The sequence below is a fragment of the Blautia faecis genome (genome assembly GCF_027662325.1).
In the GTDB taxonomy this organism is placed as follows: domain Bacteria; phylum Bacillota; class Clostridia; order Lachnospirales; family Lachnospiraceae; genus Blautia_A; species Blautia_A faecis.
Genome location: NZ_JAQDKY010000003.1, coordinates 65,210 through 91,014, shown reverse-complemented (window position 1 = coordinate 91,014; position 25,805 = coordinate 65,210). Strand labels below are relative to the sequence as shown.

The window sequence follows — 25,805 nt, the reverse complement described above, 5'->3', positions numbered from 1 at the left end:
ATTTCCATCAAGGCATGATAATGTAAAGAAGAAAAATGTCCTTTTCATGAGGTTATGTAAACCGAAAAGGAGAGAGACAATTCGAACACTAAAAACAGAGGAGAAACCAAGTTTATGAAATATATGTTTGCTTCTGACATCCATGGTTCTGCTTACTATTGCAGGAAAATGCTGGATGCTTTTGAGAAAGAAGGGGCAGAGCGCCTGGTTCTGCTGGGCGATCTGCTTTATCACGGACCAAGAAATGATCTGCCAAAAGAATATGCACCTAAGCAGGTAATTCCCATGCTGAATGCCATGAAAGACAAAATTTATGCTGTGCGCGGTAACTGTGAGGCAGAAGTGGATCAGATGGTTCTGGAGTTTCCGGTGATGGCAGATTACTGTATTCTGTCAATTGACGGCAAGACACTTTATGCGACGCATGGACATGTTTATAATCAGAATAACCTTCCGCCTTTATGCGAGGGAGATATTCTGATCCATGGTCATACCCATGTGCTGAAAGCAGAGCAGATGGAGGGATACATTCTTTTGAATCCGGGTTCCGTATCCATTCCGAAAGAAGGAAACCCGCCTACCTATGCGATGCTTGAGGACGGTGTTTTTTCCATCATGGATTTTGACGGAAATATTGTAAAAAGCATAGTGCTTTAAGAAGGGAAAAACGGTGAATGAGTACAGAAAGATTTGAACTGATCGCACCCTGCCATTTTGGCCTGGAAGCGGTTTTGAAAAGAGAAATACTGGATCTGGGATATGAGATCAGCAAGGTGGAGGATGGCAAGGTTACTTTCCTGGCAGATGCCCAGGGAATTGCAGATGCCAATGTTTTTCTGCGCACTACAGAGCGTATTCTTCTGAAGATTGCGGAAGTGAAAGCTGAGACATTTGATGAGCTTTTCGAGGCAACGAAAGCTTTGCCATGGGAACGTTACATTCCAGCAGATGGCAAATTCTGGATTGCGAAAGCCAATTCAGTGAAGAGTAAGCTGTTCAGCCCGTCTGATATCCAGTCTATTATGAAAAAAGCCATTGTAGAGCGTCTGAAGGGCGTATACAATGTGTCCTGGTTCCCGGAGGATGGAGCAAGTTTTCCTATCCGTGTGGCGTTTATGAAGGATGTTGCAACTATTGGAATCGATACTTCCGGTGTTTCTCTTCATAAGAGAGGGTATCGTCAGATGACCGTGAAGGCACCTATTACAGAGACTCTTGCCAGCGCATTGATTATGTTAACTCCGTGGAAAAAGGACAGAAGTCTTGTGGATCCCTTTTGCGGAAGCGGTACTTTTCCAATCGAGGCAGCTATGATGGCTGCAGATATTGCACCGGGTATGAACCGTTCTTTCCTTGCCGAGGACTGGAAGCAGGTTGTGCCGAGAAGATGCTGGTATGAGGCTGTAGAAGAGGCTCAGGACAGAGTAAATCTGAAAATCGAGACAGATATTCAGGGCTATGACATAGATGCTGAGGCACTGAAGGCAGCCAGGGCAAATGCAAAAATGGCAGGGGTAGAAAGCCTGATCCATTTTCAGCAGCGTCCTGTGAAGGAGCTTCATCACCCGAAGCCTTACGGATTTATTATTACGAATCCACCTTATGGTGAGCGTCTGGAAGAAAAAGCAGCTTTGCCGCAGCTTTACCGCGAGATCGGTGAGAGCTACCGCGGTCTGGATAAGTGGTCAATGTATCTGATCACTTCTTATGACAAAGCTGAGAATGACATTGGACGCAAGGCAGATAAGAACCGTAAAATCTATAACGGAATGTTGAAAACATATTTTTACCAGTTCCTGGGACCAAAGCCTCCAAGACGTGCGGCACAGGAAAAGAAAGAGGGCACTGATAAATGAAGAAGATAATTTTTGCAACAGGAAATGCAGATAAAATGAAAGAAATCCGTAAAATTCTGGCAGATCTGGATGCAGAAGTGGTATCTATGAAAGAAGCCGGGATTCAGGCTGATATTGTGGAAGATGGCAAAACCTTTGAGGAAAACGCAGTGATCAAGGCGACTGCCATCAGCAAGCTTACCAGTGATGGCGAAATTGTACTTGCTGATGACTCTGGACTTGAGATTGATTATCTGAATAAGGAGCCAGGAGTCTATTCTGCGCGTTATATGGGCGAGAATACAGACTATCATATTAAGAATGCAAATTTGATCCAGAGGCTGGATGGCGTGCCGGATGAGCAGCGTACAGCCCGTTTTGTCTGCGCTATTGCAGCTGCCTTTCCAGACGGAAGAGTGGAAACTGTGCGTGGAACCATGGAAGGCCGTATTGGATATGAGGAAAAGGGTGCCAATGGATTTGGGTATGATCCTATCTTTTTCCTGCCGGAATATGGCTGTACATCTGCAGAGCTGTCTATGGAAGAAAAAAATAAAATCAGCCACAGAGGAAAAGCTTTGCAGGCAATAAAGGAAGAATTACGATGAAGGTGCTGGTTGTCAGTGATACTCATGGGAGAGATGAGTCACTGGAGATGGCAGTAGCTTTGGAGCAGCCCTTTGACTATCTGATTCATTGCGGCGACGTGGAGGGCAGGGAATTTTTTATTGAAGCGCTGGCAGAATGTCCCTGTACCATTGTGGCAGGAAATAATGATTTTTTCAGTGATCTTCCAAGAGAGGATGAGATTTTGCTGGAAGGACATAAGATCATGGTGACTCATGGGCACAATTATGGTGTGTCCATGGATCTTTATGGGGTTTCGGAAGAGGCGGCAGCCAGAGGCTGTGAGATTGTTTGCTTTGGACATACCCATAAGCCAGTGGTGGAGAAGAAAAATGGTGTACTGGTGATCAATCCGGGAAGCCTTTCTTTTCCGAGACAGGAAGGCCGCAGACCAAGTTATGCGGTGATGGAGCTGTATAAAGGGGAAGAGCCGGAAATTGAAATTCGGTATTTGTAACTGAAAATACTTGTATGTTTGACTGTGGAAATGAAATGTTTTTTGAAATATTTTTTTGAAAATAGTCGAAAAAGAGAAAAATGCAGGTGGTGGAGGGCCTGAAAACCCGCATTTTTAGCGGGTTTTCGGGAATTACATCTTTTTTCGAAAAAAATATAAAAATTTATAAAAAAGGTGTTGACAAATGGGAGACCATATAATATAATAACTCTTGCCTTGAGCGAGAGAAAAGAAATTCTTGAGAGCACAAGGAACGACAACTTCATAGAAATGATGTTGTAAGACATCGGGGTGTGGCTCAGTTTGGCTAGAGCGCCTGGTTTGGGACCAGGAGGCCGCAAGTTCGAATCTTGTCACCCCGACTGCTGTAACAACATTACCGTTTCAGCGTAAATGCGGGTGTAGTTCAATGGTAGAACACTAGCCTTCCAAGCTAGATACGTGGGTTCGATTCCCATCACCCGCTTCTCTGATGAAGAGAGATATGTGTCAGTAGCTCAGCTGGATAGAGCAACGGCCTTCTAAGCCGTGGGTCGGGGGTTCGAATCCCTTCTGACACGCTGTGGTGGGTATAGCGCAGTTGGTTAGCGCGCCAGATTGTGGCTCTGGAGGCCCAGGGTTCGAATCCCTGTATCCACCCTTTGCCTTTGGGCTATCGCCAAGCGGTAAGGCACAGCACTTTGACTGCTGCATTCGCTGGTTCGAATCCAGCTAGCCCAGTCCTATATGGAGCATTAGCTCAGTTGGTAGAGCACTTGACTTTTAATCAAGTTGTCCGGGGTTCGAATCCCCGATGCTTCACTTGCGAATGAGAACCGGAAGCCTTATGATTAGGGCATTCCGGTTTTTTAAATAATATATATGCGGATGTGGCGGAATTGGCAGACGCGCCAGATTTAGGTTCTGGTGTTTACGACGTGCAGGTTCAAGTCCTGTCATCCGCAGGAAATGAGGAATGATCTGGATCGGATTTTCGAGATGAAAATTAGATCTGGGTCATTTTTTTAATTTGTTTGTTGCTGTTCACTGGTAACGTTCCGTGAGGTGTTTTTTGTGAACAAAGTTCACAGAAAACCCGAGAGTTAAGTTTGCGCAGCAAACGCTACTTCTTGTGCTTGTCACAAGAAGGTTCGTCTTTCTGTGCATCGCGAAGCGCGCTACTGTGAACGGAGTGAACAGTAATGCCTTGATTTTACAGGACGGATTTGTTATAGTTTACACAACGAAGAAGCATGGAGGAATAATATGGACGTTATTCAGTTTCAGGAGAAATTAAGGAATATTTGTGAGCTTGGAAAGCAGAATGGAAATATGCTGACGCATGAGCAGATTCGGGAGCATTTTGCAAGTACTGATCTTGAGACCAGTCAGATGTTAAAGGTACTGCAGTATCTGAAACTGCAGGGAATTATGATAGAGGGAGACACTGCCCCGGTGGAGACAGAGGAAGTGGGTGAGACGGAACCGGAGTCAAAAGGAACCAGCACCCCGCTTACTTCAGAGGAAGAAGCATATCTGAAGGATTACCTGGCAGAGGTAAGCAACGGTAAGGAAGTAAGTTCGGAGATGCTTCACACATTGTTTGAGAATCTGGCAGATGGGGATGCCATTGCAGAGGCAGCTCTTACCAGCATTTATCTGCCGGTAGCGGCAAATATGGCCGCTGATATGAACTGTACAGAGATTCAACTTGCAGATCTGATTCAGGAGGCGAATGTGGTGTTGCTCACGGCTCTTTCCGACCCGGAGACAGAACGTAAAGATGATGCTTGGCTGCGTCTTCAGCTTCGTAAGGGAATTATCGCGGCCATTGAGGAGCAGACACAGAAGAAATTCCAGGATGACTGCCTGGTAGCTAAGGTGGAGAAGCTGGAAAACGCAGTGAAGGAGCTGACAGACGATGACGGGGAGAATCGTTTTACCATTGATGAGCTGGCTGTTATTCTCGATATGAATGTGGACGAAATCCGGGATATTCTGCGCCTTACAGGAGACGATAAATAATTATGGCAAGTGAAATCCCGGGAAAATTATGGAGATAAGGCTATCCTGCCGGAAATGAAAAGAATGCTTTAGAATTGATGGAAACACCGGAGGTGATTTAAAAGTAAAAATCATCTCTGGTGTTTTTGTCTTTTCCGGATGTTTTGAAATTTACATTGAAATTTCACTGTACAAGTGTTACTATCATAAATAATAATCAAAATATTTTTTGCATGTAATAAATATTATTTGATAAATGAAAGGAGGATATATATGAATTTGGAAAAATATCAGCAGTATTCCAGAATTGCAAGAGGTTTGGAAAAGGCAGACCTGGTATTGAAGAATGCGAGGATTGTGAATGTTTTTACGGAAGAGATCATCCGCGGAGACATTGCCATACAGGATGGGATTATAGCAGGAATTGGAAGCTTCCATGGGAAAGAAGAACGTGATCTGGCTGGCAGATATGTATGTCCGGGATTTATTGACAGCCATCTTCACCTGGAATCTACACTGGTTACACCGGCTGAACTGGTAACGGTTGCCTCCAGGCACGGAACCACTACTTTTATCGTGGATCCCCATGAATCAGCCAATGTGTCCGGTTTGGCAGGAATTGATTATATTCTGGATCAAACCGAAGATGTGAAAGCAAATGTATATGTGATGATGCCATCCTGTGTTCCTGCTACTGCCATTGATGATAATGGATGCACTCTTACTGCTGAAGATATGGCTCCTTACCTTCATAACAGCCGGATTCTTGGACTTGGAGAAGTAATGGACAGCATTTCTGTGGTACAGGGCGAGAAAAGCATGCATGACAAGCTGGAGCTGTTTGAAGGCAGAATCCGTGATGGCCACGCTCCGTTTCTGGAAGAGGGGGATCTTCAGGCATATGCCATGGCAGGGATTGCTACGGACCATGAGTGCAGCTTCTTTGATTATGCAATGCGAGAACGGCGGAACGGCCTTACCATTCTCGTAAGGGAAGGCAGTGCTGCCCGAAATCTTGAGGCACTTGTGGGCGGTCTGGTACAGAGACACATGAATGGTGACGGATTCTGCTTTTGCACAGATGACAAGCATATTGAGGATATCCAGCGGGAAGGGCATATTGACCATAACGTGCGAAAAGCTATCCGCCTTGGCATGAATCCGGTGTCCGCTATTAAGATGGCAACCATCAATGCAGCTAATTGTTATGGACTGAAAGACAAGGGGGCAGTGGCACCCGGCAGACAGGCAGATCTTTTGGTTCTTTCGGATCTTGTCAGTGTGACCATAGAAGATGTGTACTTTAAAGGGCAATTGGTAGATAAAAATGCAAAGATTGTTATAAAGCCGTGTGCCCCTGAATTGAAAAATACAGTGCATGTGGCTGAATTTTCCAGAGAGGCATTTCAGCTGGAGTCTGCAGATGGAATCTTTCCGGTGATTCTGGCAGAAGAAGGACAGATTACTACCAGAAAGGGAACTCTGAACGCAGGGAATGGTCCCTGCAAATTCCAGTCCGATGACGATTATCAGAAGATTGCAGTTGTAGAGCGTCATAAGATGACAGGGAAAATCGGCTGCGGCGTGATCGGTGGTTTTGGTATCCGCGGTGGAGCAATTGCGTCCAGTGTATCCCATGATTCCCATAATATTATTGTGATCGGAGATAATGATGAGGACATGGAGCTTGCTGTGCGGGAACTGATGCGTACTCAGGGAGGCTATACGATCGTAGAGAATCATAAAGTATTTGACACTCTTGCCCTTCCTGTAATGGGACTGATGAGTGATAATGGTTTTGAGAAAGACAATGAGACTCTTGGGCGAATGATCCATAAAGCTCATGAAATGGGTGTGAAAGACGGTCATGATCCGTTTATTACGCTGTCCTTTATGGCTTTGCCGGTTATTCCGCAGATCCGAATTACACCAAGAGGCGTTTTTGATGTGGAAGCGTGGAAGTTTTTATAAGATACCAGGATTGCGGGAGTGCAATACACGAGACGGTTGTCTTGTTTTGAACGAAACCCCGAAACCTATTTAAAAACTATGACGGAATATAAACCCGTAGATTTTCAGCCCTCTGCCTTTTCATTGGCAGAGGGCCGTTTTTTGTTTAACAGTTATTGAGCATCCCTTAATTGCTCTACAACGCTGCATTTCGCTGCGTTATCATACATCATGCAAGGAATCAGCCACCCCAGCAGAAGAAATACCGGAATTGTCAGCAGGACAGGCAGAATGGTGAATCGATACTCAAAGAACCAGAACATACTGCCCAGCATTTTTCCCGCAAGAGGTCCCACCGCCAGCGACAAAATAAAGGCCGCCGCTACAGAAGACATTGCGTAAAACAATCCCTCGTAGATCAGCATGGTTTTGAGCTGCCGGTTTGTCATTCCTACAGCCTGAAGCACAGCAAATTCACGGCGGCGGGAAAGAATACCGGTCATCATGGCGTTGAAGAAATTTAAGAGTCCCACCAGCCCAATGATAGCACAGAGGATACCACCTATCAGAAGGAACATCTGCCGGAACTGAGCAAATTCAGAGCGAGCCGTGGCCTTGCTTTCATACATCAAGGGCGAAAACTCACCGGCAGTGAGCTTCGATAGATATTGCTCTGCTTCGGCCTCGTCAACTTCGTCCGCTGTGTCGAACAGGTAGAGCATCGGAATGGCTGCACCACCGCTGTCCCTCTGTGCGGTGTCCACAGACAAAACTGCGTCATATCCAATACCACCATAACGATAACTCATGGAATTCGGAAGTTCTACCAAGGCGCAGACCGTGTACTCTACATCTCTGGCTCCATACAATTTTGCCTGAAAGTACTCCTCCGGTGTATCTTCGGTGCGGAGTTCCCCGGTGCGGCTGTCGATATATTTCACATCATCCGCATAGGTAGCGGTAATCGTGTCCCCCACCTTGGGGTAGTATTCAGGATTGAGCAGATTGCCGTAATCATCCAAAGAAACCGCAATGGCAATAGCGTTATTGTTTGGCTCCAGCATAGGAGAAATATCTCCGTCGAGCACTTGCAGCTTGTCAAACAGACTGTTATCCAGAGCCTCGATTCTGGTATCTCCCATCACCATATTGCCCCGGTGCTCCAGACGGCTCATATGGCTGTCCAACTGCTCAGCACTTTCGTACCTTGCATAGTCCTGCCGCAGAGCATCCTCCGTCATCCACAGGTATGCGGGTTTTCGCACAGCATATCCCGTGCCGGAAAGATTGGCCTTTGTGTTTGCTGCGATCTCTTCGATTTGTTCTGGCGTGATGAATTCATCTGCCGGGTTGTAACGGAAATAGTCGGGCGTGCTGACGATAAAATCGGCGCAGGTCATGAAGGATACATACTTCTCCATGCTGAAGCCGCCCACAAAGGCACACAGTGCATTGAACAGCGTCACCGACAGTGCCAGAGACACCACCACCAGCACCGTCTTTTTCTTGTTTCGTCCCAAATTGGCAAAGGCCATCTGATGGAGCTTGGCTCCCCGGGTGCTGCGCTGTTTTTTCTTGGTCTGCATTGCATCCGTATATTTGGTAGCCTCCACCGGAGAGACCTTAGCTGCCATTTTTCCGGGCTTGGAACAGGACAAGAGCACCGTCAACAAGGCGAACAGCATAGAACCAAGGAAGATCACAGGCGATGTGCTGATAGTTGTGATGCCCGCATCCAACTGGGTGGAGCGCAAGACAACAGGAACCAAAACAGCGCCGATGCCATAGCCCAGCAGCAGCCCCGCCGGAATGCCGATCAGACAAAGCAGAAGTGCCTGCTGGCGAATGATGCGTTTGAGCTGCCGGGGTGTTGTGCCAATGGTTTTCAGAAGTCCGTAAAACCGGATATCCCCTGCAACAGAGATCTGAAAAATGTTATAGATGATAAGATACCCCGTGAAAATCACCAGCAGCAAAAAAGCTGCTATGGCGACCATCAGCTCTGGATCGAGCTGTGACTCCAGCTGGGATGAGGTATATCCCCAATTGACGCCGATTCGGACGCTGTTGGGATCGGTATAGCTGTCCCATGTGTAACCAAGATCGGTATCCACCTGCTCCATCTGCCCTTGAATGTTTGTGCCGGAGGCCAGCATGACATTCAAATCGGTGCGGAAAGGCTGTAAACCTGTTTTCACTGCCTGCGCTTCGATGTCATCTGCGTAATCACGGCTGATGTTGATGTAATGAACAGGCATTAGTTCATCATAGTCCCAATAGCCCACCAGCGTAAAGGTATCTGTTACAGTAAAGGCGGTTTGATCCTTGTCCGTAATGGAATAGGAAACCGTGACCTCGGCGCCCAGCTCCGGCGTTACGCCAAGCAGCTGCAACGCTGCCGTATCTATGGCTACCTCTTTGCCGCTTTCGGGCATCCGTCCGATAGTAGGGGTTGCATAGCTCCATTTAGTGCAGTTGGCATCCATGTAGCTGATCTCTGCCGGTATTTTGACAAAGACCCCCTCCGCAGCGATACCGATTACCTTCCGTACCCCCGTAGCCTTCACCTTTGGGTGGGCAGCGATGCGTTCCGCCTGCTCGGGGGAAACATCCTTAAAGGTGCCGTGTGCATAGCCGCCTACCTGCCGAAACTGGTAGGTTTCATAGCTGGCGTTCAGTGACAAGACAATGGTGAACATGGAAGTAAATAGCAGCGTTGTCAGCGCAATGGCAAAAATGGCGATCAGATTGCGACGACGGTTCGCATAAAGAGATTTTAAGCTGAGTTTTCGAATACATTTTCGATTTTTGACATTCATCGTAGCCACCTCCCGTTAGTTCTGGGAGACGATCCGACCATCTTCGATACGGATAATGCGGTCTGCCATCTGCGCAATTTCTTCGTTGTGAGTGATCATTACGATTGTCTGGGCGAACTTTTGACTGGTGACTTTCAAAAGGCTCAATACATCCTGGCTGGTTTTGGAATCCAGATTGCCGGTGGGTTCATCTGCCAGAATGATAGCGGGTGCTGCCGCCAGCGCACGGGCAATGGCTACTCGCTGCTGTTGACCGCCTGAGAGCTGATTGGGCAGCGCATCCAGACGGTCGCTCAGTCCAAGCGTCTGCACGATCTGCTGTACGAAATCCTTATTGACCTTGCCACCGTCCAGCTCAATGGGTAGAACAATATTTTCATACACATTCAGCACCGGAACAAGATTATATGCTTGGAACACAAAGCCGATTTTCCTGCGGCGGAAGATGGTCAGCGCTTCCTCCTTCAGGGAGAAAATATCCTGTCCGTCCACCATGACCGTGCCGCTTGTAGGGCGATCCAGCCCGCCCAGCATGTGCAGCAGCGTGGATTTGCCGGAGCCGGATGTGCCGACAATTGCAACAAATTCGCCCTTCTTTACACTTAAATCAACTCCATCCAACGCATGAACTGCGTTATTGCCGGAGCCATAAATCTTTTTCAGGTTTTTTGCCTGTAAAACTTCCATAAATGAGTACCTCCATGAAAAAATCTGTATGTATGAAAGGAAATGATCCTTTATACATACAGATTATTGCATAGGATTCTTTCCACATTCTTTCCGGCGGAAAATGAAATCTAACAATTTTGATAGAATTGTTGTTATTTCGGCAGAAATATGGAAAACGTACTTCCTTTTCCCGGAACGGAAGCAACCTTGATATAACCGCCCTCGCCGGATATGATCTGTCGGACAAGATATAAGCCGATGCCCACACCTTCTTGTTTCTGCACACTGTTTGATCGGTAAAAGCGAGCAAATATCTTCGCTTGCTCACTTTCCGAAATGCCCGAACCGGTATCCGATATATCAATCCTTGCAAACATTTCATAGCTTACAGCAGAAATAGTAATGGTGCCATGCTCTGTATATTTGATGGCATTGTCTACGATATTAGCCAGCGCTTCCGCTGTCCATTTGAAGTCGAATACAGCAAAAGCATCTGTATCCTGCAGTTGCAAAGATAATCCTTTTTCAGAAACCTTGGCGGCATATTGTTCTACTACGCTTTCAAGCAGCGGCTGCAGCGCTGCTTGCTGGGGGGCGAGTGAAATGATCCCGTTTTCCAGTCTGGAAAGCTTTACGAGAGAATCGATCAGAAATCGCAGCTTCTCCGATTGTTTATACAGTGCCTCCACATTTGCCTTCGCCGATGCAGGCAGAGTTTCCTCCATCAAAAGCTCGCTGTATAACAGCAGGTTTGAAATCGGCGTTTTCGTCTGGTGGGAAATGTCCGCAATCAAGGATTTGATTTTGTCTTTTTCCTGCGCTATATTTTGAGAAGATGCTTCTGCGGCAGAAAGATAGTGTGCAAACTTTGTTTCCAATGCAGATAGCTGGCTTTCATCAAAATTGGTTTCAGAAAAGGAGCCGGTCATGGCAGCGTCCAGCATCCTTTCGATTTCTTCCATCGTTTTTCTGATCTTCCTCCGCTCCCATAATACAGCAGCTATCGCCGCCAGAAAACATAGCAGTATGATCACAATGCCGGTTTTATTCATCTTTTGTCACCCAGCTATAACCGATTCCGTAGATGGTTTTAATGTATTTCTGTGCGCCAAGCTTATCCCTCAGACGCTTGATCGTAACAGACAAAGCATTTTCATCCACATATTCTGCGCCATCTGTCCAGATCCGGTCGACAAGGTCTCCACGGGTCATGGTTCGGCCTCGGTTTTCAACAAGCAGACGCAGTAATTTTTGTTCTGTTTTGCTCAATTCAACTTTTGAATCTCCCACATAAAAGGTCATAGCCTCAAAGTCAAAGTGAAATAGATCCATATGGAACGGCGCATTTTTATGGTTTGACGCTTGCTTTCGCAGTTGGGTATTCACCCTTGCACGCAAAACCGAAAGAGAAAAGGGCTTGGTAATATAATCATCAGCGCCTCTCTCCAGTCCGTCTACGATGTCCAGATCGGTGTCATTGGCAGTCAGCAGAATAACAGGAATTCCGGGCAGGTTTTCCTTGACCTCCCGAAGCAGCTCAAGCCCACTGCCATCCGGCAGATTGATATCCAGCAGGATCAGGGATACACCGCCGCAAAGCAGCTGTTCCTTCGCCGTTTTTAGGTCTTGGCAGGATATAATCTGACGGTCATCTGCTTTCAGTGCTTTACTTAAACCCTGATTCAACCCTATATCATCTTCAATAATCAATAATTGTTCCATGTATCTCACTCCCTCGTTATTCAAATGCCACCATTATTTCCTTGGGCAATTTTTCGTTCTCACAGTTCAGAAGATAGGCTATTGGCTATTGCTCTGTTTGCAAATTTGTTTGTTTTCGCTGTATCCCAATCAGCAAGCCGGATGATCTCTGCTGTCTCGTTTTTTTACTTTCTTAATTGTATCATGCTAATGTAAAGAAATCCATATTCTCTGAAAAGTTGTCCTGTTTTTTGAAAAATCGGCATAACCATAGTAGAAAGAGTCAAACACCTGCCAATCACGGCGGGAATGGGGATTTATGGGCGTGGAAGCTAAGATAAGTGAAAAAATATAAAAAACATCTTGAATTTCATGAATACTTATGATATGATATCGCTCAAAGAAAAGGGAGTAGCGGCCATGAAGAGATAAAAGGAAATCCATTTTTTCTGAATGGTGCATAAATGCGTCAGAACGGTAGATGAAACTACCCGCATTATGAGATAATCAGCGAGACTTTTATTTCAGGCATTATAACAGTGCCTGGGATAAAAGTCTTTTTTTTCCCTTTTTGAACGCTTTACAACTATTGTTAGTAAGAGAAATGGAGGAGAAAAATGAATAAGCGAAATGGAAAAATGAAATATCTGGCAATCGGTGCTGCCGGGCTTATAGCGGCAGGGGGATTGGCTCTGGATGCAACTTACCAGATTCAGGAGCAGGAACAGGCAGTACTCACAACCTTTGGAGTGCCAAAGGCAGTAACTGAAACGGGATTACATTTCAAAGTCCCTTTTGTACAGCAGGTGCAGAAGGTAAACACCACGATCCAGGGATTTCCAATCGGATACAGTATGGGGAACAATGAGGTAGTGGAAAATGAAGGAATCATGATCACTTCGGATTATAATTTTATTGATGTGGATTTCTTTGTAGAATATCGAATTTCAGAACCTGTAAAATATCTTTACACATCTGAGCAGCCGGAAGAGATTTTAAAAAATATTGCGCAAAGCTGTATCCGAACTGTGATAGCAAGCTATAACGTGGATGAGGTTCTGACCACCGGAAAAGGAGAAATCCAGAGCAAGATCAAAGAGATGATTTTGAATCAGATGGAGGAACAGGATCTTGGAATTCAGTTGGTTAACATAACAATACAAGATTCCGAGCCGCCTACTGAAGAAGTGATGAAAGCATTTAAAGAGGTGGAAACTGCGAAACAGGGAAAGGAAACGGCGCTTAACAATGCCAATAAATACAGGAACGAAAAGCTTCCCGAAGCGCAGGCCCAGGCAGACCAGATTATTCAGGATGCGGAGGCACAAAAACAGGTGAGGATCAATGAGGCAGAAGCTGAGGTGGCAAGATTTAATGCAATGTATGAGGAATATGTGAAGAATCCGGAGACCACAAAAATGCGAATGTTCTATGAAACCATGGAAGATGTGCTGCCTGGTATGAAGATTGTGATCGACAACGGAAGTGGCGTGGAAAAGATATTGCCGCTGGATTCTTTTTCCGGAGACTGGAAAACAGAAGAAGATACAAGTGAAGAAACTAAGTGAAGTTAAGATAAGTATCTGATAGAAAGGATAAAAAATTATGAAAATGAAAAAAGCGGCACTTATAGCAGGCATTCTCGGAGCAGTAATAATCGGTTCTTCCATAACTATAACCCAACAAAATGAATACAAGCTGATCCGTCAGTTTGGTAAAGTTGACAGAGTGATCTGCGAACCGGGAATCAGCTTTAAAATTCCATTGATAGAAAGAACACAGTCTTTACCAAAGGAAACGTTGTTATATGATTTGGAAGCATCTGATGTGATTACCAAGGACAAGAAAACCATGATCAGTGACAGCTATGTTTTGTGGAGAATCACAGATCCCCTTAAATTTGCACAGACTCTGAACTCTTCTTTGGAAAACAGCGAGAGCCGAATTAATACGGCCGTATATAATGCCACAAAAAATGTGATCAGCAGTCTTTCCCAGGACAGAGTGATCACAAGCCGTGACGGAGAATTATCGGATATGGTGATGGAAGCCATTGGAGATAATATGGAACAATATGGAATAGAGCTGATTAAATTTGAAACAAAGCAGCTGGATCTGCCGGACGATAATAAGGCTGCTGTGTATGAGAGAATGATCTCAGAGCGTGATAATATTGCTGCTACATATAAAGCAGAAGGCGATTCAGAAGCAAAAGTAATCCAGAACAAGACGGATAAGGAAGTGACCATTCAGATTTCAGATGCGAAGAAGCAGGCTGAGATTTTGAAGGCAGAAGGGGAACAGGAATATATGAAAATTCTTTCCCAGGCTTATGGGGAAGATGAGAGAAGTGAATTTTATTCCTTCGTAAGAAGTCTTGAAGCACTGAAAGCTTCTATGCAAGGAGAAAACAAGACCGTTATTTTGTCATCGGATTCCCCGATTGCTCAGATTTTTGAGGGAAAATAATAAAAATTCTTGCATCTGCCGGTATTGACGTATATCATAAGGTACATAAGGAGTGACAAAAGATGGCGATAGTGAGAAAACACATATATTTTTCCGGGCAGGTGCAGGGCGTTGGATTTCGTTACCGTGCCAAAAATGCGGCGAGAGCCAATGATCTTACCGGCTGGGTGGACAATCTGTGGGATGGCAGAGTGGAAATGGAAGTCCAGGGAGAGCTTTCCGGAATTGAGCGTATGATTCAGGAAATCGAGATGGGAAGTTTCATCCGGATTGAGAATTATCAGATGGAAGACCTGCCTGTGGATGAAAGGGAGTGGAGCTTTTATTCGAAATAAAAAGGGATGCCAGGAGCAATGGGAATTTTGCTTCTGGTATTTTTTTGTGTAATAGGAATATTACGGAGTAATTTCCTATTACACAAAAAACGCTCCGCGAGCAAATAGCAAAGCGGATATTGAAAAAACAGGATTGACATTCAGAAACATGCCCCTTATAATTAGTTCGTGCACGAACAGTTCGAACCCGAACAGTTCGCACATGAACTATTTTGTATGGAAGTATATGAAAGAAGGGAAAGATGGAGAAAAAGAAGAAAACTGGTCCTGATGAGTGCTGCAGGGCGGAACGGCAAATAGGGTATGAGGTTCGTACTCTCAATCAGGTAATTGGGCGTCTGGTGAATTCGTATCAGTCCAAGGTGGATGAGAAAGCCGGAATTAACCGCATGCAGGGTTGGATCATTGGTTATCTGTACCGGCATTCAGAAGAAGCTGTTTTTCAGAAAGACCTGGAAGCAGAATTTCAGATGGCGCGTTCTACTGCGTCAGGAATCCTTCAGGCAATGGAAAAGAAAGGGCTTATTACCAGAGAATCTATTCCAAGAGATGCCAGGTTGAAGCGTCTGGTGCTTACGGAAAAGGGGATGGAATTTCAGATGGAAATTATGGAGAATTTTGACAGGATCCAGGATGTGTTAAAGTCTGATATTCCCCAGGAAAAACTGGAATGCTTTATGGAAGTTCTGGACATGATCCGGGAAAATGCCCAAAGAGAGTGCTGTCTGCGGGATGAAAACTAAGATAAGCCGGCGGACTGCCGGAAAAGTCAGCACAAGTAAAAAGAAAAACAAAACAGAAAGGGGAGAACCTGATGATAAAGACATTACTTGCCCAGGTAAAGGAGTTTAAGAAGGCCTCCTTCCTCACACCGGTATTTATGATACTGGAGGTTGTGGTGGAGACAATGATTCCTCTTGTAATGGCAGATATGATCGACAACGGTGTGGAAGCCGGTAATATCAGTTATCTTTACAGAAAAGGTGCCATTATGGCGCTTCTTGCTGTTGCAGGACTTGTTACCGGTATTCTTGGGGGAAAATACGGAGCATACGCATCCTCCGGTTTTGCCCGTAATCTTCGTAAAGCAATGTATACGAACATTCAGACATTTTCATTTTCAAACATTGACAAGTTCAGTACTGCAAGTCTGATCACACGTCTGACTACAGACGTGACCAACCTGCAGAATGCATACCAGATGATCCTGCGTATGTGTACCCGTGCCCCGGCCAGTCTGATCTGTGCCATGGCGATGGCGTTTATGATCAATGCAAGGGTTGCCAGCATTTACCTTATTGCCGTTATTTTTCTTGGATGTTTTCTCGTATTTATTATGAAAAAGGCGACGAAGTATTTCCGGGAAGTATTTGAGAAATATGACGATTTAAATGCCAGCGTGCAGGAGAATATCAGCGCAGTCCGCGTTGTGAAGGCTTATGTACGTGAGGAATATGAGACCACTAAGTTTCAGAAAGCCTGCAATAAAGTTTACGAAATGTTTGTAAGAGCTGAGAAGCTGGTAGTTATGAATATGCCGGTTATGCAGTTTACAGTATATGCATGTATTCTTGGAATCAGCTGGCTTGGTGCGAACATGATCGTTGGCGGCAGTCTGACTACAGGTGAATTGATGAGTCTTCTTACATATTGTATGAATATTCTTATGAGCCTTATGATGCTCTCCATGGTATTTGTTATGGTCACCATGAGCGCAGCAAGTGCAGAGCGTGTAACTGAGGTTATTAATGAAACAGCAGATCTTCATGATCCGCAGGATCCGGTTATGGAAGTTGCAGACGGAAGTATTGAATTTGACCATGTGGATTTCAGCTATAAGAAGGACAGTAAGGAGCCGGTGCTGAAGGATATCAATCTTTCTATCCGCGCAGGAGAAACTATTGGTATTATCGGTGGAACCGGAAGCGCCAAGTCCAGTCTGGTAAACCTGATCAGCCGGCTTTATGATGTAAGCTCCGGATCAGTGAAAGTTGGAGGTGTGGATGTGCGTGACTACCATATGGATAGTCTGCGTAACCAGGTGGCAGTTGTACTTCAGAAGAATGTGCTGTTTTCCGGTACCATTCTGGAGAATCTGCGCTGGGGAAATAAAGAGGCTTCGGAGAAAGAGTGCCGCAGAGCGTGTCAGCTTTCCTGTGCGGATGACTTCATTGAGAAAATGCCGGACAAATACAATACTTATATTGAGCAGGGCGGAACCAATGTTTCCGGCGGTCAGAAACAGCGTCTGTGTATCGCCAGAGCTCTTCTTAAGAAACCCAAAGTACTGATTCTGGATGATTCCACAAGTGCGGTAGATACTGCCACAGATGCACGTATCAGAAGAGCTTTTGCAGAAGAAATTCCGGATACTACCAAGTTGATCATTGCACAGCGTATTTCCAGTATTCAGAGTGCGGACAGGATCATTGTCATGGATGAGGGAAAAATCAGCGGATTTGGAACTCATGAGGAACTGATGAAAACCAATGCCATTTATCAGGAGGTTTATAATTCACAGATAAAGGGTGGTGGAGATTTTGATGAGAATAGAGGAGGTGAGCAGGCATGAGCAATGAAAGACCGATAAAGAAGCCAGGCCGCAGCGGGGCAGCCTTCCGTTCAGGCCCTATGGTAGAGAATCCGGGCAAGATGCTTGGAAGACTGATGGGGTATATTTTTAAGAACTACAGGATCCATATTATTGTAGTTGTGATCGGCATTGTGGTAAGTGTTCTTGCCAATGTGCAGGGAACCATGTTTATGAAGACTTTGATTGACCAGTATATCATGCCTATGCTTCAATCTGAGACTCCGGATTTCCATCCTCTTGCAATGGCAATTCTTCGTGTAGCCTGTTTTTATGCAATTGGGGTGGCGTGCACATATACGTACAACCGTCTGATGATCTATGTCAGTCAGGGCACCCTACGCAATCTTCGAAATGAGATGTTTGAGCGCATGGAAACACTTCCTGTTAAATATTTTGATACACATGCACATGGCGATATCATGTCTATCTACACCAATGATATTGATACACTGCGCCAGATGATCAGCCAGAGTATTCCACAGCTGATCTCCAGTGTGATCACCATTGTCAGTGTATTGATAAGTATGATTATTTTGAATGTGCCTCTTACCATCGTGACTCTGGTCATGGTTGGAGTGATGCTGGTGGCAAGTAAAAATCTTGCAGGACTCAGCGGCAAGTATTTCATGGAGCAGCAGAAGAATCTTGGTATTGTAAATGGTTACATCGAGGAAATGATGGAAGGCCAGAAGGTTGTAAAGGTATTCTGCCATGAGGAAGAAAGCCTTGAGAAGTTTAATGAGCTGAATGACCAGCTGTTTGAGAGCGCAAATAATGCCAACAAATTTGCAAACGTGCTGATGCCTACCTGTGCGCAGATTGGAAATATCAGCTATGTGCTGTGCGCCATTGTTGGAGGCGTGCTGGCCGTAAACGGTGTGGGTGGATTTACTCTTGGCGGCCTGGCAAGTTTTCTTACTTTTAACAAGAGCTTCAGCCAGCCGATCAACCAGGTAAGCCAGCAGTTTAACAGTATTGTTATGGCACTTGCCGGAGCGAAGCGTATCTTCGACCTTCTGGACGAGAAGCCGGAGGTAGATGACGGATATGTGACCCTGGTAAATGTGAAAGAAGAGAATGGTAAGCTGGTTGAGTCCGAGAAACGTACAGGACGCTGGGCATGGAAGCATTTTCACAAAGCCACTGGCAAAACAGATTATATCGAATTGAAAGGTGATATTGTTCTGGATGGCGTTGACTTCGGATATCGTGATGACAAGATCGTGCTTCACGATGTGAAGATGTATGCGAAGCCAGGACAGAAAATTGCATTTGTCGGCTCCACGGGTGCCGGTAAGACGACAATTACCAATCTTCTGAATCGTTTCTATGATATTCAGGATGGTAAGATCCGTTATGATGGCATCAATATAAATAAGATCAAAAAGGGTGATCTGAGACGTTCCATGGGTATCGTTCTTCAGGATACTAATCTGTTTACTGCTACCGTTATGGAGAATATCCGTTATGGAAAACTGGATGCCACAGATGAGGAAGTTATTGCAGCTGCCAGGCTGGCGAATGCGGATGGCTTTATCCGAAGACTGCCGGATGGTTATCATACTATGCTTCGCAATAATGGTGCTAATTTAAGCCAGGGACAGAGACAGCTGCTTGCAATCGCCAGGGCGGCAGTAGCAGATCCGCCGGTTCTGATCCTGGATGAGGCTACCAGCTCTATTGATACCCGTACAGAGAAGCTTGTACAGGATGGTATGGATAAGCTGATGGAAGGCAGAACTACATTTGCAATTGCACATAGGTTATCCACAGTCAGAAACAGTGACTGTATTATGGTTCTGGAGCAGGGACGTGTTATTGAGAGAGGCTCTCATGATGAGTTAATTGCGCAGAAAGGTAAATATTATCAGCTGTATAATGGGTGATATGGGGTAAATAAGTAAGAGGTAACGTTTGGAAGGTTCAAGCGTTACCTCTTACTTTGGGTTTTGGAAGATTTAGAGCGTGTTTGAAAAAGGCTTTCTGCAAGAATTTTTCAAACAGGCTCTAGAGCGCGTTATTTTTCACTGGCAGTTTCTTTCTGCGGCAGCTGGGCAAGAACGATAGCCCCGAACATTACCACACAACCGATGATTTCCCGGGGGCTTAATTTCTGTCCTAAGATAATCCAGCCGGCGAGGACAGAGATGCAGGATTCCAGACTGAGAATCAGGGAGGCTACGGTTGGGTTCATATTTTTCTGGCCCACGATCTGGAGGGTGTAGGCGACACCGCAGGACATAACGCCGGCATAGAGAGTAGCGCCCCAGGCACCACTGAATGAAGAAAGATTGGGATGCTCCAGAATTATGGCTGGGATAGCAGTGAGGATTCCGCAGACCAGAAACTGGATGCAAGACATTTTTACTCCATCTGTCTTTGGTGAAAAGTAATCAATGACCAGAATGTGCAGGGAAAACAGGAAAGCACAGATCAGGACCAGAAAGTCTCCCTTTCCAATGGAAAAGCCGTCTGTGATGCAAAGCAGATAGAGACCAATCAGTGCCATTACAACCGCAACCCAGATAAAAGGACTGCATTTCTTTTTCATAAAAAGTCCAAGGATCGGGACGATGATAATGTAGCATGCAGTGAGAAAACCTGCTTTTCCAACGGAGGTGTACTGGATGCCAAACTGTTGGAAGTTGGAAGCAAGACACAGGCAGATACCGCAGATTATGCCGCCGGCAATTAAGGTTTTGTTGCGGGAAAATGGATTTGAACCGCTGGATGCCATTGGCTGTCTGTCGGATTCTGTGAAATCAGCTGAATTGCTCTGTGGATTTATTTTATTGAGCAGTAAAATAACCGGGATCAGCACCAGAGAACCGATAATGTTTCTTGTGGCATTGAAAGTGAGAGGGCCGACAGCTTCACCGCCCTCACTTTGTGCTACAAAGGCGATTCCCCAGATCGTTGCTGTCAAAAGGAGAATCAGTGAATTTTTTAATGGTATTTGTTGTTTTTTCATAATGGATTATCCCCTCGTAAAATTTACAAAAATGCCCTCCTTTAACAGGAGGGGCATCATCGTTTAAATTATCTTTCCATCATGCTGATGGATTCAATTCCTACACTTCCACCTCGGACTACTTCGATGCGGCCGAATTCTTCTTTGATCAGTTTGACAACTGCATCATTTTTGGTCGCTGTCTGTACGAATTCCAGAAGTAGGCTGTCTTTACCGTAATCAATGACTCTGGCTTTGAAAGTCTCAGCAATCTGGAATAATTCAACTTTGTCCTCAGAAGAGCAGTTAAAAACCTTGATGTAAAGAATCTCTTTCATGCGGACGAACATATTGGTGAAATCAATAACTTTGATGACTTCTACCATTCGGTTCAGCTGTTTCTTGATCTGTTCGAACGTTTCATCGTCGCTTACAGTTCCGATGGTCATTCGGGAAACGGTAGGATCCTCTGTAGTACCAACGGTGAGGCTGTCCAGGTTATAGCTTTTGCCGGAGAAAAGTCCGGAAATCTTGGACAGAACACCTACCTGGTTTTCTACGTAGAGGGAAATCCATCTTTTTTTCATGCCTTTATCTGCCATTGGATAAACCTCCTGTTAATTAACAATCCATAATTAAATCTTCCAGTGTTCCGCCAGGCTTTACCATCGGATAAACCATTTCTTCAGGATCAATGATGAACTCGATCAGAGTCGGAACTTTGGTATTTTTCTTTGCTTCTTCAAAGGCTGCGGCAACCTCATTTTTATTGAAAACCCGGATCCCTTTGGCACCGTAGCTTTCTGCCAGCTTTACAAAATCCGGTGTATATTTCGGGTATTCCTCGCCATTTGTACGGCGGGAAAGGGCACCGGAGCGAAGATTGGTCATGCTGTAGCGTTTGCCATAGAAAAGCTTCTGCCACTGACGAACCATACCAAGATATTCGTTATTAAATACACAAAGGATCAGTGGAAGCTCTTCCAGAACAGCTGTGGCAAATTCCTGAATATTCATCTGCATTCCACCGTCGCCGGAAATAACAATAACCGGTTTGTCCGGATTACCGATCTTTGCGCCTACACCACCGGGAAAACCGTATCCCATGGTGCCAAGTCCTCCGGACATAACAAGCTGTTTGCCTGGTGTGATCTCAGCATACTGGGAAACCAGCATCTGGTGTTGTCCGACATCCGTGACAATGATGGCTTCTTCAAACTGGCAGTTGATCTGGTTAATGATGTCAACCGGACTTAATCTGTCATTTGGACGCATTACAAGAGGATGTTCCTGCTTCCAGCTGTTTATCTCACTGTTCCATTTTTTGCTGGCATAGTCGGAAACGTATTCGGACATTTTTGCAAGGGCATCTTTTGCATCTGCAACGATTGGAATATCTACCTGGATGTTTCTGGAAATAGAGGCCGTGTCAATGTCAATATGGATAATCTGGGCATTAGGGGCAAATTCATGAAGCTTTCCTGTGATTCGGTCGTTAAAACGTGTTCCAATGGAAAAAAGTACGTCACAGTTGCTTACAGCCATATTGGCTGCATAGGCACCGTGCATGCCAAGGTTTCCGATAAAAAGCGGATGGTTGGTAGGAATTGCACCTCGTCCCATAATAGTAGTTACAACCGGAACACCGGTCTTTTCCACTACTTCCTGGAATACCTTATTGGCATGGGAAATATTGATTCCGCCGCCTGCCAGGAAGAGAGGCTTCTTTGCATTGGAAAGTGTTTTGATCGCACGTTTCAGCTGTCCGATGTGGACACTGGTGTTTGGCTTGTAGCCGCGGATATTTACGCTCTTTGGATATTCTGCACTGCCAAGTTCAGCCATTACATCCTTGGGCAGGTCAATAAGAACCGGCCCAGGGCGTCCGGTACGTGCAATATAGAAGGCTTCCTTGATGATACGTCCAAGATCTTCACGGTTGCGTACAGTGACTCCATACTTGGTAATACTGCGGGTAATTCCTACAATATCAACTTCCTGGAATGCATCGTTTCCAATCAGATGACGTGCTACCTGACCGGTGAAGCACACCAGAGGAACGCTGTCGTAATTGGCTGTAGCAAGGCCTGTGACAAGGTTGGTAGCACCAGGACCGCTTGTTACAAGACATACGCCAACTTTTCCAGTGGTACGTGCGTAAGCATCGGCTGCGTGAACCAGTGCCTGCTCGTGACGTGGAAGGATTACGGTGACATCATCCTGTTTGTATAATTCATCGCTGATATCGATGGTACATGCTCCGGGATAACCGAAAACGTACTCAACACCTTCTTCTTTCAGTGCTTTTACCAGCAGCTTATTGCCTGATATCTGTTTCATTTAGTGAAGATACCTCCTTTTCGCCGGGGAAAAACCCCACAATATAATTATAAAAAAATCTCCCACAAGTTGTGACGCACATCTTGCAGAAAGCCTTTTTCAAACACGCTCTAGAGCAAACGATATTTAATCAATATTATAGCGTTAACGTGGAAAAGTGTCAATAAAGTTCACAGAAAACCAGAGAATTGCGGCGCGAAATCATGCAAAGCATGATTCTTTTGCATCGCGAAGCGTGTTACTGGTCACGGAGGGAACAGTAACACGTTGAATTAAAAGAGGTGGGAAAAAGAAAGGGATAACTGGTCAAAAAGTGGATTTTGTGGTAAGATATGCAGAACAAAAGTGTACTGAGAAAGAAAGGAGGAGGTTGAAAATAGTGGAACTAAATAAGGAAAATATGAAAAAGATAAGGTGGCTGATCGCTTTTTCAGTGCTTCTGTATCTGGGAGTGCAGAATCTGGATGTGGTGCTGAAGTATGTGAAAATTGTGTGGGGACTTCTTCTGCCATTTGTGTTGGGTGGAGCTATGGCGTTTGTGCTGAATGTACCTATGGCATTTATTGAGCGGCATGTTTTTGGAAAAGCAAAGGAAAAAGAAGACAGGAGGGGACGTGCAGCAGCAAAATTTGCAAGACCGGTGAGCCTGATCTTTTCCATTGTTCTGGTGGTGCTGGCGATTCTCGTTGTAGTACTGATTGTGGCACCGGAGCTTGGAAGAACTCTGGTAAATGTTGTGAAAAAGGTGGAAGAAGATATTCCGTTAGTTCAGAAATGGCTGACAGATACCTTCCAGAGTGATTCTGAAATTGTGAAATGGGCATCTACCATAGAAATTGATCCGCAGAAAATTATTGATTCTATTGTGAGCGTTTTGAGAAGTGGGGCGGACAATCTGGTATCCTCCACTATTACCGTGACTATGGGACTGGTGAGCATGGCTATGAATTTTGCAATTGGTTTTGTGTTTTCCTGTTATGTGCTCCTTCAGAAAGAGAAGCTGGGCAGGCAGGTCCTGAAAGCGGCTTATGCGATCTTACCTGTGAAAACAGTGGAATATCTGGGACATGTTTGTACACTGGCAAGTAAGGTGTTTTCAAGCTTTATTACCGGGCAGTGCATAGAGGCGGTGATCCTGGGAAGCATGTTCTTTGTTTCCATGACAATCGGAAGATTTCCATATGCAATGCTGATCGGAGTGCTGATCAGTTTTACTGCGCTGATTCCTGTGTTTGGCGGAATTATTGGATGCTGGGTGGGATTTTTCCTGATTTTGATGGTAAGTCCTCTGAAGGCTTTGGCATTTCTGGTATTGTTCTTGATCCTGCAGCAGATTGAGGGAAATCTGATCTATCCTCACGTAGTTGGAAACTCTGTGGGACTGCCGGCAATCTGGGTACTGGTTGCAGTGACTCTGGGCGGAAATCTTATGGGAATTGTGGGAATGCTGATTTTTATTCCGTTGGTGTCTGTAATTTATACATTGTTTAAGGAATGGGTGTCTGAGAGGCTGGAGCAGAAGAAGGTAAAAATCAGTTGAGAAAATTTTTAATGAGCGCTGGATGCTAAATAAAATAAGCGCTGGAAAATAATTGGTTTACATAAAACAAAAAAGCTGCAAAAAAACATCTCCGGGAGGATTAAGAACTTCCGGAGATATTTTTTGCTTATTTTTATGAAGATCAGTCGTTGGTCTGTTTCTGACTTTCTACTTCTGCAAGCTTCATTGCACGAACTTTCAGCGGCAGACCGAACAGAGTGATGAATCCGTCTGCATCATGGTGATCGTACATATCACCTGTTGTGAAGGAAGCAAGAGATTCATTGTAAAGGCTGTATGGAGAAGTGGTTCCGGCTTTGATGATGTTGCCTTTATAAAGTTTGAATTTTACTTTACCAGTTACATATTTCTGTGTGGACTCTACGAATGCCTGGATTGCCTCACGAAGTGGTGTGAACCATTTTCCTTCGTAAACAACCTGAGCCAGCTGGCTGCCAAGTTTCTTCTTGGTTTCCAGAGTTTCACGATCAAGGATCAGCTCCTCAAGCTGTTCATGTGCTTCCATAAGGATTGTTCCACCAGGAGTCTCATAAACACCACGGGATTTCATACCTACAACACGGTTCTCAACGATATCGATAATGCCGATTCCGTTCTCGCCGCCAAGCTTGTTCAGTTCTGTGATGATCTCGGAAACTTTCATTGCCTTTCCATTTAAGGTCTTTGGAACACCTGCCTCAAATGTCATGGTGATTTCGGTCTCTTTATCCGGAGCTTTCTCAGGTGTTACGCTGAGTACTAACATATCATCATAGTTTGGAGCCTGCGCCGGATCCTCAAGCTCAAGTCCCTCATGGCTGATGTGCCACAGGTTACGGTCACGGCTGTAGCTGTGTTTTGCATCGAATGGAAGATTGATACCATGAGCCTGGCAGAACGCGATCTCGTCTTCACGGGACTGCATGGTCCAAACGTCTGTCATACGCCATGGAGCAATGATCTTGATGTCTGGTGCAAGAGCTTTGATTCCAAGCTCAAAACGGATCTGGTCATTTCCTTTACCAGTTGCGCCGTGACAGATTGCAACAGCGTTCTCTTTTCTTGCAATCTCAACCAGTTTCTTGGCAATAGCAGGACGTGCCATGGAAGTACCAAGAAGATATTTGTGCTCATATACAGCACCTGCCTCAACACACGGCATAATATAGTTGTCGCAGAAGTCATCTACGATATCCTCAATATATAATTTGGAAGCTCCGGAAAGCTTTGCTCTTTCCTCAAGTCCGTCCAGCTCATTTCCCTGTCCGCAGTTAACGCAGCAGCAGACAACATCATAATCAAATGTTTCTTTCAGCCACGGAATCAATGCTGTGGTATCAAGTCCGCCTGAATATGCAAGTACAACTTTTTCTTTCATAATATTTACCTCTTTTCTTTTATCCCTCTGAAACAGATAGGGTTATAAAGCATATTAAATTTTGAATAAATATTCATCGTGATAACGGCTCTTACGTTCTGTACGTTATTCACAAAGAATAATATACAACAATACTCATAAATATGCAATAGTAAATTT

Annotated in this window: 22 protein-coding genes and 7 tRNA genes; 20 read left to right on the top strand and 9 right to left on the bottom strand. The window is 45.0% G+C overall.

The features are described from left to right. Nucleotides 1-114 precede the first annotated feature (114 nt). The 13 genes from yfcE (at nucleotide 115) to ade (ending at nucleotide 6,873) form a co-directional block, all read left to right on the top strand. Nucleotides 115-657: a phosphodiesterase gene (gene yfcE / locus PGQ38_RS02840; RefSeq protein WP_195392066.1), complete on the top strand. Its 543-nt coding sequence runs from the start codon at nucleotides 115-117 to the stop codon at nucleotides 655-657. A 17-nt stretch (nucleotides 658-674) separates the two neighbouring features. Further along, nucleotides 675-1,856: a THUMP domain-containing class I SAM-dependent RNA methyltransferase gene (locus PGQ38_RS02835; RefSeq protein WP_148461759.1), complete on the top strand. Its 1,182-nt coding sequence runs from the start codon at nucleotides 675-677 to the stop codon at nucleotides 1,854-1,856. Next, complete coding sequence (locus tag PGQ38_RS02830) at nucleotides 1,853-2,443, top strand: XTP/dITP diphosphatase (protein ID WP_118579802.1); 591 nt, start codon at nucleotides 1,853-1,855, stop codon at nucleotides 2,441-2,443. The genes PGQ38_RS02835 and PGQ38_RS02830 overlap by 4 nt, the downstream gene beginning before the upstream one ends. Next, nucleotides 2,440-2,919 carry a metallophosphoesterase family protein gene (locus PGQ38_RS02825; RefSeq protein ID WP_148461758.1) on the top strand — a complete coding sequence of 160 codons (480 nt, stop codon included), beginning with the start codon at nucleotides 2,440-2,442 and terminating at the stop codon, nucleotides 2,917-2,919. Before PGQ38_RS02830 ends, PGQ38_RS02825 begins: the two co-directional genes overlap by 4 nt. 287 nt (nucleotides 2,920-3,206) lie before the next feature. Further along, nucleotides 3,207-3,281: transfer RNA gene (locus PGQ38_RS02820), tRNA-Pro, on the top strand. A gap of 33 nt (nucleotides 3,282-3,314) precedes the next feature. Next, a tRNA-Gly gene (locus PGQ38_RS02815) sits at nucleotides 3,315-3,385 on the top strand. A gap of 20 nt (nucleotides 3,386-3,405) precedes the next feature. Then, nucleotides 3,406-3,479: transfer RNA gene (locus PGQ38_RS02810), tRNA-Arg, on the top strand. A gap of 5 nt (nucleotides 3,480-3,484) precedes the next feature. Then, nucleotides 3,485-3,558: transfer RNA gene (locus PGQ38_RS02805), tRNA-His, on the top strand. A 9-nt stretch (nucleotides 3,559-3,567) separates the two neighbouring features. Next, a tRNA-Gln gene (locus PGQ38_RS02800) sits at nucleotides 3,568-3,639 on the top strand. An 8-nt stretch (nucleotides 3,640-3,647) separates the two neighbouring features. Further along, nucleotides 3,648-3,720: transfer RNA gene (locus tag PGQ38_RS02795), tRNA-Lys, on the top strand. Between the two features lie 62 nt (nucleotides 3,721-3,782). Continuing rightward, nucleotides 3,783-3,863: transfer RNA gene (locus tag PGQ38_RS02790), tRNA-Leu, on the top strand. Nucleotides 3,864-4,164: 301 nt separating this feature from the next. Beyond that, a complete protein-coding gene (locus tag PGQ38_RS02785; protein ID WP_173771163.1) occupies nucleotides 4,165-4,923 on the top strand; it encodes an RNA polymerase sigma factor region1.1 domain-containing protein in 759 nt (252 codons plus the stop codon). Between the two features lie 252 nt (nucleotides 4,924-5,175). After that, nucleotides 5,176-6,873 (top strand): adenine deaminase, encoded by a 1,698-nt coding sequence (gene ade / locus PGQ38_RS02780; RefSeq protein ID WP_173769500.1) that lies wholly within the window; start codon nucleotides 5,176-5,178, stop codon nucleotides 6,871-6,873. Nucleotides 6,874-7,025: 152 nt separating this feature from the next. Here ade and PGQ38_RS02775 read toward each other — a convergent pair whose 3' ends face one another. From PGQ38_RS02775 to PGQ38_RS02760, 4 genes are all read right to left on the bottom strand, one after another. Beyond that, nucleotides 7,026-9,671, bottom strand: coding sequence for an ABC transporter permease (locus PGQ38_RS02775; protein ID WP_270430765.1), 2,646 nt, complete (start codon nucleotides 9,669-9,671; stop codon nucleotides 7,026-7,028). Nucleotides 9,672-9,686: 15 nt separating this feature from the next. Further along, the gene (locus PGQ38_RS02770) at nucleotides 9,687-10,358 is read right to left on the bottom strand and encodes an ABC transporter ATP-binding protein (protein WP_118579787.1); all 672 of its coding nucleotides are present in this window, start codon (nucleotides 10,356-10,358) and stop codon (nucleotides 9,687-9,689) included. 134 nt (nucleotides 10,359-10,492) lie between these two features. Further along, a complete protein-coding gene (locus PGQ38_RS02765) occupies nucleotides 10,493-11,302 on the bottom strand; it encodes a sensor histidine kinase (protein WP_270430763.1) in 810 nt (269 codons plus the stop codon). Nucleotides 11,303-11,384: 82 nt separating this feature from the next. Next, nucleotides 11,385-12,062: a response regulator transcription factor gene (locus PGQ38_RS02760; protein ID WP_148461752.1), complete on the bottom strand. Its 678-nt coding sequence runs from the start codon at nucleotides 12,060-12,062 to the stop codon at nucleotides 11,385-11,387. 596 nt (nucleotides 12,063-12,658) lie between these two features. On the opposite strand from PGQ38_RS02760, the gene hflK reads away from it, so the two are divergent. The 6 genes from hflK (at nucleotide 12,659) to PGQ38_RS02730 (ending at nucleotide 19,324) form a co-directional block, all read left to right on the top strand. Next, nucleotides 12,659-13,609: an FtsH protease activity modulator HflK gene (gene hflK / locus PGQ38_RS02755; RefSeq protein ID WP_204453834.1), complete on the top strand. Its 951-nt coding sequence runs from the start codon at nucleotides 12,659-12,661 to the stop codon at nucleotides 13,607-13,609. 37 nt (nucleotides 13,610-13,646) lie between these two features. Then, nucleotides 13,647-14,510, top strand: a complete 864-nt coding sequence (gene hflC, locus PGQ38_RS02750; protein ID WP_118579775.1) for a protease modulator HflC — start codon at nucleotides 13,647-13,649, stop codon at nucleotides 14,508-14,510. A 62-nt stretch (nucleotides 14,511-14,572) separates the two neighbouring features. Then, nucleotides 14,573-14,845, top strand: coding sequence for an acylphosphatase (locus tag PGQ38_RS02745; RefSeq protein ID WP_118579773.1), 273 nt, complete (start codon nucleotides 14,573-14,575; stop codon nucleotides 14,843-14,845). A gap of 242 nt (nucleotides 14,846-15,087) precedes the next feature. Further along, entirely contained in the window at nucleotides 15,088-15,588 is a 501-nt protein-coding gene (locus PGQ38_RS02740) for a MarR family winged helix-turn-helix transcriptional regulator (RefSeq protein WP_118579770.1), read from the top strand. A gap of 71 nt (nucleotides 15,589-15,659) precedes the next feature. Further along, entirely contained in the window at nucleotides 15,660-17,417 is a 1,758-nt protein-coding gene (locus PGQ38_RS02735; RefSeq protein ID WP_118579767.1) for an ABC transporter ATP-binding protein, read from the top strand. A gap of 59 nt (nucleotides 17,418-17,476) precedes the next feature. Beyond that, the gene (locus tag PGQ38_RS02730) at nucleotides 17,477-19,324 is read left to right on the top strand and encodes an ABC transporter ATP-binding protein (RefSeq protein ID WP_334292314.1); all 1,848 of its coding nucleotides are present in this window, start codon (nucleotides 17,477-17,479) and stop codon (nucleotides 19,322-19,324) included. A gap of 131 nt (nucleotides 19,325-19,455) precedes the next feature. On the opposite strand, the gene PGQ38_RS02725 is transcribed toward PGQ38_RS02730, so the two are convergent. The 4 genes from PGQ38_RS02725 to PGQ38_RS20950 all read right to left on the bottom strand — a co-directional run bounded on the left by PGQ38_RS02725 (nucleotide 19,456) and on the right by PGQ38_RS20950 (nucleotide 22,831). After that, entirely contained in the window at nucleotides 19,456-20,394 is a 939-nt protein-coding gene (locus PGQ38_RS02725; RefSeq protein ID WP_204453863.1) for a DMT family transporter, read from the bottom strand. 83 nt (nucleotides 20,395-20,477) lie between these two features. Beyond that, nucleotides 20,478-20,990, bottom strand: a complete 513-nt coding sequence (gene ilvN, locus PGQ38_RS02720; RefSeq protein ID WP_118579761.1) for an acetolactate synthase small subunit — start codon at nucleotides 20,988-20,990, stop codon at nucleotides 20,478-20,480. 19 nt (nucleotides 20,991-21,009) lie between these two features. Continuing rightward, on the bottom strand, nucleotides 21,010-22,728 hold the full coding sequence (gene ilvB / locus PGQ38_RS02715; RefSeq protein WP_118579758.1) for a biosynthetic-type acetolactate synthase large subunit: 1,719 nt from the start codon (nucleotides 22,726-22,728) through the stop codon (nucleotides 21,010-21,012). Further along, entirely contained in the window at nucleotides 22,706-22,831 is a 126-nt protein-coding gene (locus tag PGQ38_RS20950) for a DUF6783 domain-containing protein (protein ID WP_465220761.1), read from the bottom strand. Before PGQ38_RS20950 ends, ilvB begins: the two co-directional genes overlap by 23 nt. 276 nt (nucleotides 22,832-23,107) lie before the next feature. Here PGQ38_RS20950 and PGQ38_RS02710 point away from each other — a divergent pair, with 276 nt between their 5' ends. Then, nucleotides 23,108-24,268: an AI-2E family transporter gene (locus tag PGQ38_RS02710; RefSeq protein ID WP_204453838.1), complete on the top strand. Its 1,161-nt coding sequence runs from the start codon at nucleotides 23,108-23,110 to the stop codon at nucleotides 24,266-24,268. 142 nt (nucleotides 24,269-24,410) lie between these two features. Here the strand turns inward: PGQ38_RS02710 and PGQ38_RS02705 are convergent, their stop codons facing one another. Continuing rightward, nucleotides 24,411-25,646, bottom strand: coding sequence for an argininosuccinate synthase (locus tag PGQ38_RS02705; protein WP_204453840.1), 1,236 nt, complete (start codon nucleotides 25,644-25,646; stop codon nucleotides 24,411-24,413). Between the last annotated feature and the right edge of the window lie 159 nt (nucleotides 25,647-25,805).

Excerpts from the sequence above, each read along its gene's own strand:
- yfcE (WP_195392066.1), top strand. The coding sequence starts at position 115 with ATGAAATATATGTTTGCTTCTGACATCCATGGTTCTGCTTACTATTGC.
- PGQ38_RS02835 (WP_148461759.1), top strand. The coding sequence starts at position 675 with ATGAGTACAGAAAGATTTGAACTGATCGCACCCTGCCATTTTGGCCTG.
- PGQ38_RS02830 (WP_118579802.1), top strand. The coding sequence starts at position 1,853 with ATGAAGAAGATAATTTTTGCAACAGGAAATGCAGATAAAATGAAAGAA.
- PGQ38_RS02825 (WP_148461758.1), top strand. The coding sequence starts at position 2,440 with ATGAAGGTGCTGGTTGTCAGTGATACTCATGGGAGAGATGAGTCACTG.
- PGQ38_RS02785 (WP_173771163.1), top strand. The coding sequence starts at position 4,165 with ATGGACGTTATTCAGTTTCAGGAGAAATTAAGGAATATTTGTGAGCTT.
- ade (WP_173769500.1), top strand. The coding sequence starts at position 5,176 with ATGAATTTGGAAAAATATCAGCAGTATTCCAGAATTGCAAGAGGTTTG.
- PGQ38_RS02775 (WP_270430765.1), bottom strand. The coding sequence starts at position 9,671 with ATGAATGTCAAAAATCGAAAATGTATTCGAAAACTCAGCTTAAAATCT.
- PGQ38_RS02770 (WP_118579787.1), bottom strand. The coding sequence starts at position 10,358 with ATGGAAGTTTTACAGGCAAAAAACCTGAAAAAGATTTATGGCTCCGGC.
- PGQ38_RS02765 (WP_270430763.1), bottom strand. The coding sequence starts at position 11,302 with ATGGAAGAAATCGAAAGGATGCTGGACGCTGCCATGACCGGCTCCTTT.
- PGQ38_RS02760 (WP_148461752.1), bottom strand. The coding sequence starts at position 12,062 with ATGGAACAATTATTGATTATTGAAGATGATATAGGGTTGAATCAGGGT.
- hflK (WP_204453834.1), top strand. The coding sequence starts at position 12,659 with ATGAATAAGCGAAATGGAAAAATGAAATATCTGGCAATCGGTGCTGCC.
- hflC (WP_118579775.1), top strand. The coding sequence starts at position 13,647 with ATGAAAATGAAAAAAGCGGCACTTATAGCAGGCATTCTCGGAGCAGTA.
- PGQ38_RS02745 (WP_118579773.1), top strand. The coding sequence starts at position 14,573 with ATGGCGATAGTGAGAAAACACATATATTTTTCCGGGCAGGTGCAGGGC.
- PGQ38_RS02740 (WP_118579770.1), top strand. The coding sequence starts at position 15,088 with ATGGAGAAAAAGAAGAAAACTGGTCCTGATGAGTGCTGCAGGGCGGAA.
- PGQ38_RS02735 (WP_118579767.1), top strand. The coding sequence starts at position 15,660 with ATGATAAAGACATTACTTGCCCAGGTAAAGGAGTTTAAGAAGGCCTCC.
- PGQ38_RS02730 (WP_334292314.1), top strand. The coding sequence starts at position 17,477 with ATGGTAGAGAATCCGGGCAAGATGCTTGGAAGACTGATGGGGTATATT.
- ilvN (WP_118579761.1), bottom strand. The coding sequence starts at position 20,990 with ATGGCAGATAAAGGCATGAAAAAAAGATGGATTTCCCTCTACGTAGAA.
- ilvB (WP_118579758.1), bottom strand. The coding sequence starts at position 22,728 with ATGAAACAGATATCAGGCAATAAGCTGCTGGTAAAAGCACTGAAAGAA.
- PGQ38_RS02705 (WP_204453840.1), bottom strand. The coding sequence starts at position 25,646 with ATGAAAGAAAAAGTTGTACTTGCATATTCAGGCGGACTTGATACCACA.